Here is a 13091-nt window from a genome sequence, read left to right as displayed (position 1 = left end):
ACGGACGGTCCATCTTTTTTGTGGAAAATGGGCTTTTCTTTATTTTGAACAGCTTACATTTAATTTATCTGCTTATGGAGAGGGCTTTCATCGGTTATGGTTACATGGTAAATCGAATCGTGCGACGAGAGATGGAACGATGCCGTTAACTAGAGGAAAAAAAGCAGCTTTCCGTAAATGGACAGCCGTTGCTTTAACCGCTGCTAGGCTCATCCCTATGCGCCGGAAGCTGCCAGCTTGGCTTTTCTCTCCGAAATTAAAGACCCCAGAAGCGTGAGTCCCGCCCCCAGCAACGTAATCCAAGTGATTTTCTCCTGCAAAATCAGTGCAGACGCCGCGACGGTAATGACTGGCACCAGATAGATATACACACTTGTTTGGACCGCACCCAAGAGGCCGACGGCCCGGTTCCACGTAACAAAACAGATGGCTGATGCACCCAGCCCGAGGAACAACAGGTTAGAGAGATTCGCCATATTCCCGAGGCGTCCCAGATCGAGATGGAAGTCGAACAGGAACAGGGCGGGGATCATAAACAGCAGCCCATAAAAGAACACTTTGCGCGTGGCCCCGATGGTGTGAACGTTCCGCTCGCTTATTTTGCGCATCAATACGGAATAGACCGCCCAGACCGCGGGAGCCAGGAAGGCCAGCAAGTCTCCAAGAGGATTAAGTCTTAAGATCAGGCTGCCGTTCAGGCCAATGAGGATAATACCCGTGAGTGCTATTGCGAATCCTGCGATGAATCGTTTATTAAGCTTCTCTCCCTCCAGGAAGAAATGTGCCAGTACCGCCGTCAAAAAGGGGGCAATGGATACGATTACGCCTACATTGGAAGCCCGTGTATAGACCAGCGCGATATTTTCTATGAGAAAATATAAAGTGACCCCGCACAGTCCAGCCGCCATGAACGGCAGCTCTTCCTGGAATGATGCCGTCCGCAGCGGACGCGGAAAGAGCAGGAATAACACCACATACCCGATGAGGAAGCGGAAGAAGAGAATCTCCACAGGTGTAAAGTCGATGAGCAGGATTTTGGTGGAGATAAAGGTTGTTCCCCAGATGAAGATCGTGAGTAGAGCCAGCAGATGTCCTGTAGTGACCTTGCGCTGCTCCGTCATGACAGAGGGTCCGGAGCGGGCCGGGTTCCCGTTTCATGGTTGAAGATGCGCCTGTATTGCTTGGGCGTTAGGCCGATTAATCTTTTGAAAAAATTCGTGAAATGGCTCTGGTCGCTGAATCCGGTCTGCGCGGCTACTTCAACCGGAAGCTGTCCTTGTTCCAACAGCCGTTTAGCCTGACCGATCCGAATCGTCTCCAGATAGCGGTAGGGCGAGATGCCTTTTTGACGGGTGAATACACGCAGTAGGTGGTATTTGCTTATGCCGGTTAAATCGCTTAGCTGATCGAGTGTAAGGTTGTCCGCATAATGGGACTCGATATATTCGCAGACGGCTCTGATTTCGGTAGAAAGTTCATGAGCGGTTGTGGGCGTCTGGGCATCCGAATATTCCCTAAGCAACTGCTCCAGCAGGAACAGCAGCAACTCTTCTTTGTGGAAATCGGCTTCACCTTCGAGGATCATCTGATGCAGCTCATGCAAGGATATGGCGAGCTCACTCTGATAGAGAACGGGCGGGGTGAACCGGGGAAGATTAGCTTGCCCTGTAATCTCCCGCACCAACTTCTGCATAATCTCCGGCTGAATGTTAATGCAGCGGTAGTCCAGCGTCCTCCCGTCGATCTGTTCACAGGCGTGGGGGTCTTGCGGATTAAAAATGATTACATCTCCGCTGTTGAGCAGATATTCTTCGTTGTTGCACAGGAGATGCCGCTTGCCTTCTTCAATAAACCCTATGACGTAATAGTCATGAAAATGATTGGGGAATTTCTGCATAATGCCTTGGAACTGATACGCTTCAAGCTGTAAGTCCGTATCATAGACCACTGTCCGCACTTCACGGGTCACTGTCTGCACCTTCTTCTGTATAATGTATATCCATTATAATAGGTACATTCGAAACATTCTTGGATGATATTGCGCAGCGGAGGGCGGATCTTTGAACGACTAAGAGACGAGTATTTAATTCGTAGTTCTTTGGTTGGTAAATATATGGAATCGTTGCATTTTCTAAGAGCAGGTATTATGGAGAAATGAAGAGCAGAAATTTTCCATCTAGATGGATTTACATAATATGGGGTTTATGCTATGTTTGCTATGAAAGCGCATCCAAGAGTTGATATATTGAACTTGTATTTACCATTCTTAACATGGGAGGAAAGACAAGGATGAAAAATTTACTCAAGAAGGCAAGCGCAATGATGCTGGCATTTGCTCTACTGCTTGGATTAATGACAGCACCGCCTGCTCATGCAGACAACGCACTTTTCACAATTGAAAGCGAAAACGCTCAGCTCACGTCCGATCTTCAAGTGACGACCCAAATTTACGGACAACAGAAGCCCGGATACTCCGGAAGTGGATTTGTCTGGATGCAGAATTCCGGCACCATTACCTTTACGGTAACTGTCCCTGAAACCGGAATGTATACGATCTCCACCCGCTATATGCAGGAGCTTAGTCCTGACGGCAGGCAGCAATCTTTAACCGTTAACGGTGTTACGAAGGGGGCGTATATGCTGCCCTATACGACCAATTGGTCGGATTTCGATTTTGGCTATCATAAGCTGAACCAAGGCAGCAACACCATTCAGTTGAAGGCTGGTTGGGGCTTCGCTTATTTTGATACCTTCACTGTGGATTATGCTGCTCTTGATCCTTTGAATGTGCAGCCTGTCCTCGTCGACTCTGAGGCCACACCGGAAACGCAGCTTCTGATGAATTATTTAACGGAGGTTTACGGCAATCATATGCTTTCCGGCCAGCAGGAGATATACGGAGGCGGAAATGACGGCAATTCCGAGCTGGAGTTTGATTGGATTCACAATTTAACCGGAAAGTATCCGGCCATTCGCGGGTTCGACTTTCTGAACTATAATCCGCTTTACGGCTGGGAGGATGGCACAACCGCCCGGATGATCGATTGGGTGAACAACCGGGGCGGGATCGCAACAAGCAGCTGGCATATTACTGTACCCCGAAATTTCACGGCCTATCAGCTCGGAGAGTTTGTGGATTGGAAAGAAGCCACCTACAAACCGACGGAAACCAATTTCAATACAGCGAGTGCCGTCATTCCCGGCACGAAAGAATATCAATACGTGATGATGGCCATTGAGGATTTGGCGGAGCAACTGGAGATTCTGCAAAATAACGATGTGCCGGTGATCTTCCGACCCTACCATGAGGCGGAGGGCAACGGTGGATTGAATGGGGAGGGTGCATGGTTCTGGTGGGCCTCGGCAGGCGCGGAGGTGTATAAGCAGCTATGGGATATGATCTATACCGAGCTTACAGAGACATACGACCTGCACAACTTGATCTGGACCTATAACAGTTATGTGTATAGCACTTCTCCCGCATGGTATCCCGGCGGCGATAAGGTGGATATTATCGGATACGATAAATACAATACCATTTACAACCGCTATGACGGCTTGTCCGGTGTCCCCAATGAGGATGCGATTACCTCCATTTTTTATCAGCTTGTTGATTTGACGGGCGGCACGAAAATGGTGGCTATGACGGAGAACGACACCATCCCAAGCGTAATAAATCTGACAGAGGAGAAAGCAGGATGGCTCTACTTCTTGCCTTGGTATGGGGAACATCTCATGAGCTCTGCTTTCAATTACCCCGCGACCTTAACAACACTGTACCAAAGCGACTATGTCATTACGCTCGATGAGCTGCCCGATTTAAAGGTTGAAAATCCAACTCCAAACGCGTCCATCACACCAGCAACCGTCGAATTTGACAAGTATGCACCCAATCAAACCGACCCAGCCATAACCGTGAATTCAAAGGGCAATACATTAATCGCTCTCCGGGCAGGCGCTAATGCCTTGTCAGCGACTCAGGATTATACGTTGAGCGGAAATACGCTGCTGCTGAAAAAAGCATTTCTGGCGACACTGCCGATTGGCGAGCATTCGATTGTTTTTGATTTTAATCAAGGACAAGATCCCGTATTAAAAGTCAAAATTGTGGATACAACACCGAGCGCATCCATTACACCGGTAAGTGCGGCATTTGATAAAGCGGCAACGCTAGCGCAGAATATTATCGTAGCCCTTACCTTAAACGGACACCAGCTTGTAAGTATCTCAAATGGAAATGCTACACTTCTATCGGGCCAGGATTATACGGCATCAAGCGCTGGTGTCGTTCTGAGCAAAGCTTATCTTTCCACGCTGCCGCTGGGCCAGAATCTCATAACCTTTCATTTCAGCGGAGGAAATAAAGCTGTATTAACGCTTAATGTTGTGGACAGCGGCGTTCCCACACCTACGGGAGACCTGACGGTCCAAGCCTTTAACGGCAATACGAGTGCCTCCACCAACGGAATTTCACCCAAATTCAAAGTAGTTAACACCGGTGATGCAGCCATTCAGCTCAGTGACGTGTCGCTCCGGTATTATTATACGATTGACGGGGAGAGAGATCAGAGTTTCTGGATCGACTGGGCCAGTATCGGAAATGCGAATGTAACCGGCAAATTCGTCAAACTGGCGACTTCGGTTGAGGGTGCCGATTATGTTTTGGAAATGGGCTTCACGACTTCGGCTGGAACGCTGAATCCCGGCCAGAGCGCAGAAATTCAAGCACGCTTCTCCAAAGCCGACTGGTCCAATTACAACCAAGTGGGCGATTACTCATTCAAGGCATCCAGCAATCAGTTCGTAAACAATGAACAGGTTACCGGCTATATGAATGGTCAGCTTGTATGGGGGATTGAGCCGTAAGTAGGTGACAAAAGGGTTGGATCGGGGGTATCCCTGATCCAGCCCTTTTTGTTGTGTTAGGGAAGGTACTGCGCGCTACCACCAATCAATTTCTACACACCAATCGGTCAGGGGTCATTTTTTGGTTTTAGTCCACCGTTTCACCTTGTGAAAAATGGGCTTTTCTTTATTTTGAACAGCTAATGTTTAATTTATCTGCTTATGGAAAGGGCTTTCATCGGTTATGGTTACATTGTAAATCGAATCGTGCGAGGAGAGATGGAACGATGCCAGTAACAGGAGGAAAAAAAGCAGCTTTCCGTAAATGGACAGCCGTTGCTTTAACCGCTTCTATGCTCATCACCATGATGCCGCTTGCTGCGTATGCCGGCGACACATGGCCATTCAAGGGGGAAAGCGCACACGGCAGCAATCAGCCAAGCGTCCACGGCTACACGAGTGGCCAAATTGCGAATTGGAGCCCGGCAACAGACCCGGGTGCCGAGAAACTGCGGTCGAAGGTGCCGCTGCAAAACCGGATTTTGCCGTTTGCCAGCACACAGGCAAAGCCCACGCTGAATGCCAATGTAAAGATGATGAACGTTGCAGGCGATTATGGCAATGCTTTTATCGAAAATGCGCCCTATACTAACAAGTTTGCCCAGTATCATTTCAACTTCTGGCAATACATCGATTATTATTCTTATTGGCACGGAACTGCAAGCGCTTACACGCCGCCCGAATATTATGATGATTTGGCCCAATCGAACTGGCAGCAAAAATGGTTTGAATTCGGCATGCTGAACATTCCTAATCCAACGTATACCGATGCCGCGCACAAAAACGGCGTCCTCTCCCTCGCTGGCGTTTTTTTCTCCAACAATGACCGCGGCCAGCAAACCTACAAGCAAATGCTTGTCAAAGACAGCAGCGGAAATTTCCCAGTCGCCCAAAAAATGATTGAAATGGCCGATTATTTTGGCTATGACGGCTATTTTATGAATCAGGAGGAATTGTCGCCCAACGTTGCGACAGCGGACATTCCAGCGTATATCGCATTTCTGAAGGTGCTGCAAAGCGGCGGCCTTTATGTGCAATGGTATGACTCGCTTAATACCGCGACAGGGGCAAATACGTTTGCCCGAACGTTCAATAATAACAATATTTCGATGCTGCATGACAAGGTGAATCACCAAACGGTCACCAATTCCTTTTTCTTTGACTACGGCGTTGGCAATACGCAAATTAATAGCGCGAATACTTATCTAGCGAGCTACAATGCCGCAAATGGTACAGCCTATACGATTTTTGATATCGGGTTTGCCGGCTTGGAGGCAGGGAGAGACCGTTTTGCGTCGGTACAAGGGACGGCACTTTCGAGCAAGCTGAGCAGCGGGCTGCCCCGTCTAAGTCTTGCTACGCTCGGGGCAGATTTTGTCCATGCGGGTCTGGATGAAGATATGGGGCAAAGCTGGCCGGTAAGCCGCAGGTCGGAAAACAACTACCAATGGATGACCAATGTGCGTGATCAGCTCTGGTGGTCAGGACCGAATCTGAATCCGAAAAATACGACGGTGTCCGCTGCGAACACGGCAGCCGACGTCTATGCCGACAACCGCTATTGGCCGGGAATCGCCTCGGTCATTGCGGAGCGCTCCGTTATTGGCAGCACGAACTTTTACACGAATTTCAATACGGGCCATGGCCTTTCCTATTACAAGGACGGTGCGGTCTCGAGCAACAGCGAGTGGTCCAATATGAGCCTACAGGATATACCCGTCACTTGGCAGTGGTGGCAGGATACGACGGGCAATCGTCTGACGGTGGACTATGACTACGGTACAAAATATGATATTTCGGCTACGCAGCGTTATCAATATGCCCAGCTTGGCGGCTATAATGGCGGCAGCTCGCTTGTGCTGAACGGCAATCTAAACGCCGAAAATTTCCTGCGCTTGTTCAAAACCGATTTGAGCGTAAACGCAAGCTCCAAGCTGTCCATCACGTATAACAAGCCTTCGGCTAATGATGCATCGGCTGCTTATATCGGCCTTATTTTTAAAGATAATCCGAGTCAGGTCGTCAAGGTGGCCATTCCGAATGCCGGCAATAAGACGAATGGCTGGGTTACGCAGCAGCTAGAACTGGGCGCCTATGCGGGCAAATCGCTTGCCGCTTTTGGACTTGTCGTTGCTCCAGGGTCAAGCGCGATTGCGGGTTACCAGCTCAATGTGGGGCAAATTCGCATTTTCGACGGCTCGGCGATTAAGCCAGCAGCGCCTTCTGGCCTTTCCATTACGGAAGCTTTTGTAGACACAGGTGAAATGAATATTAAGTGGAACATGGAGACCGACTACAGCAAGGTCAAGCAATACGATATTTATATCAATGATGTCTATGTAGGCGGCAAATATGATGATGTGTTTTATATCAAGGCTCTTCCGTCTACAGCTGGCACGCTGAAGGTCGTTCCAATTGGTGCGGACGGATTGGAGGGCTTTGCAGCTACGCTGCCTTTTAATCTGAGTGAGTCGGTATCTAGCATTAACGTAGACTCTCAGCAGAACGGGCAGCTGTCAGTAAGCTGGGTGAATCCGCCGAGTCCAGTGGGGAATACGACGGTAAGCGTGCGTTCGCTGAACTGGATTACGACGGCGCAGCCTATCCTCGAACAGCAGACGGCGGCGGCAAGCGCAACTAGCGTGACCTTCAGCAATATGCCAATTAACGGCGATGATTTTCTCGTAACGGTTACGACGGCGGGAGGAAGCTCCGTGAGCAAAAGCGGCCATTTTATTGACAAAATAGCGGAGCCTTATGGCGAGCAATGGTCATGGAGCGGCAATACGCTGAATCTGCCGATGCCAAATACGAGGGACTGGCGCTATATGTACGTCTATGAAAATGGCGTAGCCAAATCGTTCCCGGTCACGTATATTTCCGGCAGCGCGGGCAGCTTTGCGAAAATCATTCGCGGCAGAACGACGAAGGCAAGCCTGAGCTTCACGTCGACCGCTGCCACCGTCTATATTGTGATGGAGGATTACGCTGGAAATCAATCGCAGCCGCTTTATGTTCGCAGCTAAAAATAGATTCATTTGTCAATCTTTTCATCTTATACTAGTAAAAGCGGGAGGACAGGGCGACACCCTGTCTTCCTTTTCCTGTTAATGTCGATGAAGAAGTAAGCGACAAGGGGGAGGGGATGAAGAAGCTGTATATAGATGCGATTAAAAATAATTTATTTGTCAAAATCATGCTTGTTTTTGCTGTCATTATTGTGTGCGCTACGGCGATTCTCGCTTATTTCACAGTCGATTATATGTCCCAGTCTGTTGCTGACAATGAGCTGGAGAAGCAGAAAATGTCCATGGAGCGCGTCCATCAGCAGCTTGCTGGCAAGGCTCACGTCGTCCAGCAGCAGGTGCAGGACATTTACCGCGACCCGTCCTTTTCCTATTCCTTATCCTATTTGCTGAAGCATTCTTTTTCCGAATATATGAATTTCAAAATGGACAGCTATTACAATAACTTAGGCAGCGGTGTCGATGATTTGGATTTTTTCAAAAAAATGCTTGAAAATGATGCAGATATTGCGAATATGCTGCTGTTCAGCTCCGAGAAGCAGTTTCTTTATATGTTCGGGCAAAGCAATTTGACGAAGCTGTATCAGACGCAGGCGTCAAAATCCTATGTTCCGGATGCGATGGCGCTGGAAAGCAGCATCGTAGCTACGCCAAACCCATGGGTTCGCAGGACGATTGACCAATGGGAAAACAAGCTTTTTTCCGTTAGAGTACATATCAATGAGGTAGGCACGCTGAGCAATGTCGGACAGCTGCTCGTCTTTTTTCAATCGGATGCACTAAAAACGGCGCTGGTGAGTGAGGGTCATGACAGGCAGGGCTATATTTTGATTTTGTCAGGAGATGGACAGGTCATTTTTGACTCCTCGGACCGTTATTACGGCAAGCTCTATCCCTATGTGGACAAAATAAAATCGGTGGACAGCCTTGCCTTTTTGGAGGAGGAATCCTATATTTCGATGCTCCCGTCCAGCAGCCTCGGCTACACCGTATTTGGCATTATGCCGAAGCGGGAGGTGGAAGCGATCTACGAGCCCATGAAAAATGCGGTCATCGCAGCGAGCTTTGCTTTTATTTTAATTACGATTTCCATTCCGTCCTTTGTCGTCTTTAATTTTTCACGCCGGACGAACCGGATTATCCGCTCGATGCGGCGGGTAGAGACTGGCGATTTGACCATTCGAATTGTTGACGAGAAGGAGGATGAGATCGGGCAGCTCTCGCAAGGCTTCAACAAAATGCTCGATGAGCTTTCGCGCCATATCGATCGGGTGTATGTGGCTGAGCTGAAGCAAAAGCATACGGAGTTTGCAGCGCTGCAGGCGAGGATTAATCCGCATTTTCTCTACAATACGCTTGAGGTCATTCGGATGAGGGCCCTTTCCCATGGCGCCGCCGATGTCAGCGAGATGATCTATAGCTTGGCGGTGCTGTTCAAGAGCTTTGTCCAGCAGCAGACCGTCGTGACTATGGAGGAAGAACTGGAAAATTGCCGTCTTTATTTGGAGCTGTTTCGCATTCGCTACAAGGATCGTTTTGCCTACGTCATTGGTTGTGATCCTGAGCTGAAGGAGCGCATGATGATCAAAATGTCGCTGCAGCCGATTGTGGAAAATTATATTGTCCATGGCCTGCGCTCGGAGGAGGAGGACAACCTCATTAAAGTGAGCGCCACGTTGGAAAACGAAAGGGTGACGATTGTAGCGGAGGATAACGGAGCAGGCATTAGCAAGGAACGGCTGGAGCAGATTAAACGCTCTCTTGGCAGGTATGCGGTTCAGGAGCCGGATGATTCGCTGGGACTGCGGAGTGTGAAAGAAAGGCTTGAACTGATTTATGGCAAAGACGGAAGGTTCGACATCGAGAGCATCCAAGGAAAAGGGACGAGGGTTACCTTCAGCTTCCCGGCTTTAAGGAAAGGAGAGATGGAAAATGTACCGCGTATTTCTGGTAGATGATGAGCCGTTTATATTAGAGGGCCTATATGATGCAGTAGACTGGGCGGCCCACGGTCTGGAGCTGACGGGAAAAGCGGGAAATGGCCGCAAGGCACTCGAATTGCTGCAGCAGGTTCCTGCTGATTTGCTCATTACCGATATTTCCATGCCTATTATGAATGGGCTGGAGCTGATTCGGGCTGCGCGAGCGATCAGGCCGGAGCTGAAGGTCATTATTTTGAGCGGATTCAATGATTTTGAATATTTAAAAGAAGGCATGCAGCTGGGCATTGAAAACTATTTGCTTAAGCCGCTTAATTTCGCTGAGCTGACCTCGACGCTTGCCCATACGGTCAAGAAGCTGGATGAAACGAGAAGGAGCAGCGCGCTCGAAGCTGAGAAAGTAGATATTTTGAAAGACACGATTCTTTATCGCTGGCTGACCGCTGCGATCGATGCCGTTCAATTGCAGGAGCGGGCAGCGATGCTGGATATTTCTTTCAGCGGCCGTTATATTTCCACGATGCTGCTTAGAGGAGGCAGCGAGCGGGAGGATGGGCTCCTGCAAGAGCTGCGGCAAACGGCAAATGCCAGCGGAGACAGGCTGTTTCTGCAAAATGTGGAGGGCGATGCCGTGCTTGTGTTTATGGCGGAGGAGGAAGCGGATTGCGCGGCCAAAGCTATGCAATTTGCCTTGCAGCTAAGGCTGAGGGAGGAGGCGCGTCCTTATCGGATTTCGATCGGCTCCCCGCAGGCTAGAGGAGCGCAGGAGGCGCTCAGCTATGAGCATGCGCTGCGGGCTCAGGAGTATTTTTTGCTGCTGCATAAGGAAGAAATTGCTTTGTATGAGGATTATGCGGCAAGAAGGGATGAGCTGCTCCCTGATGCAGAATTAAACTGGGCCAGCTACAGGAAGAAGGTTTCCGCCGCGGATACGGAGGCGCTTGTCGCTGAGCTGACAGACGATTTCCAGGCAATTCAAGCGTCTAGCGCAGCGACGCCTAGCAGGCTTCGCATGTTGGTGATGCAAACGCTGCTCTGGCTGCAACAGGAGATGGGAGGAGCCAATACGGTTAATGCCATTATTGCGGAGCATATGAATGCTTCCTTTAACAAGGCGGCGAAAGCGTCTGAATGGGAGGAGCTGCTTGCCATTATGACCAGTACGATCCGTGGCATGTCCACGATGCTTATTAAAGAGGAGACCAATCCCACGGTTAAGCTGGTGCTGAATGACGTGGAGAAATTTTTTGCCACCGATCTGTCCCTCAAGCAGCTGGCGCACAAATACCATATTCATCCGGTTTATTTAGGCAAGCTGTTCCAGAAGGAAACGGGGGAAAGCTTTACGGAATACGTCAACAAACACCGGATCGAGCAGTCCAAGCTGCTGCTCCGCACAACCGCGCTGAAGGTCCATGAAATTTCCCGAAACGTCGGCTATTGGGACAGCGGCTATTTTCATAAACAGTTTAAAAAATATGTTGGCGTAACGCCAGCCGATTATAAAAGCATGTTATTTGCAGCAAGCGGCGAAGCGGATGACTCGTATACATAAAGAGTGGCCTTGTATATGTTTATTTTGAACAGCGTTTGTTTAGTTTCTTCTCTATTTGAAAGTGCTTACATCCGGTAATCTACAATTAAGCGTTAAGCGATAGTCAAGGGGATGCAAACAAAGGGAGGTAACGATTGATGAGACAAAACAAAAGCTGGATGATGCTATTCGCGGTGCTGCTTTCATTCTCGCTGCTGCTAGGGGCATGCAGCTCAAACGGCGGTGCGAAAGAAACAGGTGCAACGGCGGAGAGCAGCGGCAACGGCGGCAATACGGCTAAAGATGAAACAGTGGAGCTGAGCTGGTACACAATCGGAACCCCACAAAAGGATGTAAACCGCGTTATGGAGGAAGTCAGCAAATATACAGCCGAGAAAATTGGCGTAACGATCAAAATGACCCAAATGGATTGGGGCGATTATACGCAAAAAATGCAAATCGCTACCTCATCAGGAACGCCTATGGACATCATGTTTACTTCTTCATGGGCATTCGATTACGTGCAAAATGTCCGTAAAGGAGCCTTTTATGAAATCGATGATTTATTGAAGGAGCAGGGCAAAGGAATTGTGGAGACGCTTGATCCGGCCTTTCTTGAAGGCTCCAAGGTAGATGGTCACAACTACGGCATTCCGGCGAAAAAAGAGCTTCCGGCGCTTGAAGTATGGCGCTTTAACAAAACCCTGCTGGATAAATACAATTTGAGCATGGATGGCATCTATACGCTGGAAAGCATAGAGCCGCTGCTGAAAACGATTAAAGACAGCGAGCCGGATATTACGCCATTCGCCATAACGAAGGATTATATGCCCGTGCTGCCGTACGATTATTTGATCTCCAACCTGCCAATGGTCGTAAGCTTGGATAAAGGCGATTACAAAGTCGTAAACGTGCTGGATACGCCTGAGCTTAAGGCAGCGCTAGATACGATGCACAGCTACTACAAGAAGGGCTACGTTTCGCCAGAGGCGGCAACGACCAATGGGCTGGACGATACGCAAAAATCCGGCAAATGGTTCCTTGACCGTGCAGCGACGACGCCTTTCGCCGATAATCTGTGGAGTGCAAGCTATGGTTATCCGGTCGTATCAACGCCCGCAAGCGAATCAATGATTTTCAACTGGTCCGTCATGGGCTCGATGCAGGCGATTTCGGCTAATTCGGAGCATCCAGAGAAAGCAATGGAATTTCTGAACCTGCTGAACACCGATCCGGTATTGCGCAATATGATCGATTCCGGCATCGAAAACGTCCATTACAAGAAAACGGCTGACAATGCGATGGAGAACTTGGATGAGTCTAAAAATTATGATATGCCGACCTTCTCGCTTGGCAATGTGACGTTGACGTATCTCAATACGGGCGATCCTGAGAACAAGTGGGATGAATACAAAGTGTTCAATGAAGCGGGCAAAGTAGCTCCAACGCTGGGCTTCAACTTTGACTCGACGAGCGTCACGACCGAGCTTGCATCGATTCAGAACGTCAAAGGCGAGTTCTGGTCGGCGCTAATGACGGGTACGGTTGATCCGAATGAATATTTGCCAAAGGCGATTGAGAAGTTTAACTCAGCAGGGCTGGATAAAGTTATTGCGGAAGCACAGACCCAGCTTGATGCGTGGAAAGCGGCGAATCCTAAATAATCCGTGAATAGGGAGAGGCGAA

The 13091-nt window shown here is 49.1% G+C and carries 7 protein-coding genes; 5 read left to right on the top strand and 2 right to left on the bottom strand.

Annotated features, from left to right (window positions below):
* Positions 1–215 precede the first annotated feature (215 nt).
* Both ACSR9A_RS24285 and ACSR9A_RS24280 read right to left on the bottom strand, forming a co-directional pair.
* Complete coding sequence (locus ACSR9A_RS24285; protein ID WP_473760081.1) at positions 216–1121, bottom strand: DMT family transporter; 906 nt, start codon at positions 1119–1121, stop codon at positions 216–218.
* The gene (locus tag ACSR9A_RS24280; RefSeq protein WP_473760080.1) at positions 1118–1969 is read right to left on the bottom strand and encodes an AraC family ligand binding domain-containing protein; all 852 of its coding nucleotides are present in this window, start codon (positions 1967–1969) and stop codon (positions 1118–1120) included. The genes ACSR9A_RS24285 and ACSR9A_RS24280 overlap by 4 nt, the downstream gene beginning before the upstream one ends.
* Before the next feature lie 320 nt (positions 1970–2289).
* Between ACSR9A_RS24280 and ACSR9A_RS24275 the strand changes: the two genes are divergently transcribed.
* From ACSR9A_RS24275 to ACSR9A_RS24255, 5 genes are all read left to right on the top strand, one after another.
* Positions 2290–4866, top strand: coding sequence for a glycosyl hydrolase (locus ACSR9A_RS24275; RefSeq protein ID WP_473760078.1), 2577 nt, complete (start codon positions 2290–2292; stop codon positions 4864–4866).
* A gap of 266 nt (positions 4867–5132) precedes the next feature.
* Positions 5133–7931: an endo-beta-N-acetylglucosaminidase gene (locus tag ACSR9A_RS24270; protein ID WP_473760076.1), complete on the top strand. Its 2799-nt coding sequence runs from the start codon at positions 5133–5135 to the stop codon at positions 7929–7931.
* Positions 7932–8050: 119 nt separating this feature from the next.
* Entirely contained in the window at positions 8051–9889 is a 1839-nt protein-coding gene (locus ACSR9A_RS24265) for a sensor histidine kinase (protein WP_473760074.1), read from the top strand.
* Entirely contained in the window at positions 9864–11426 is a 1563-nt protein-coding gene (locus tag ACSR9A_RS24260) for a response regulator (RefSeq protein ID WP_473760073.1), read from the top strand. Before ACSR9A_RS24265 ends, ACSR9A_RS24260 begins: the two co-directional genes overlap by 26 nt.
* Before the next feature lie 137 nt (positions 11427–11563).
* Positions 11564–13069, top strand: coding sequence for an ABC transporter substrate-binding protein (locus ACSR9A_RS24255; protein ID WP_473760071.1), 1506 nt, complete (start codon positions 11564–11566; stop codon positions 13067–13069).
* Positions 13070–13091 lie beyond the last annotated feature (22 nt).

The organism is Paenibacillus sp. R-74696 (assembly GCF_055814915.1).
This window is presented reverse-complemented; position numbering and strand designations above follow the sequence as displayed.

Excerpts from the sequence above, each read along its gene's own strand:
- ACSR9A_RS24285 (WP_473760081.1), bottom strand. The coding sequence starts at position 1,121 with ATGACGGAGCAGCGCAAGGTCACTACAGGACATCTGCTGGCTCTACTC.
- ACSR9A_RS24275 (WP_473760078.1), top strand. The coding sequence starts at position 2,290 with ATGAAAAATTTACTCAAGAAGGCAAGCGCAATGATGCTGGCATTTGCT.
- ACSR9A_RS24270 (WP_473760076.1), top strand. The coding sequence starts at position 5,133 with ATGCCAGTAACAGGAGGAAAAAAAGCAGCTTTCCGTAAATGGACAGCC.
- ACSR9A_RS24265 (WP_473760074.1), top strand. The coding sequence starts at position 8,051 with ATGAAGAAGCTGTATATAGATGCGATTAAAAATAATTTATTTGTCAAA.
- ACSR9A_RS24260 (WP_473760073.1), top strand. The coding sequence starts at position 9,864 with ATGTACCGCGTATTTCTGGTAGATGATGAGCCGTTTATATTAGAGGGC.
- ACSR9A_RS24255 (WP_473760071.1), top strand. The coding sequence starts at position 11,564 with ATGAGACAAAACAAAAGCTGGATGATGCTATTCGCGGTGCTGCTTTCA.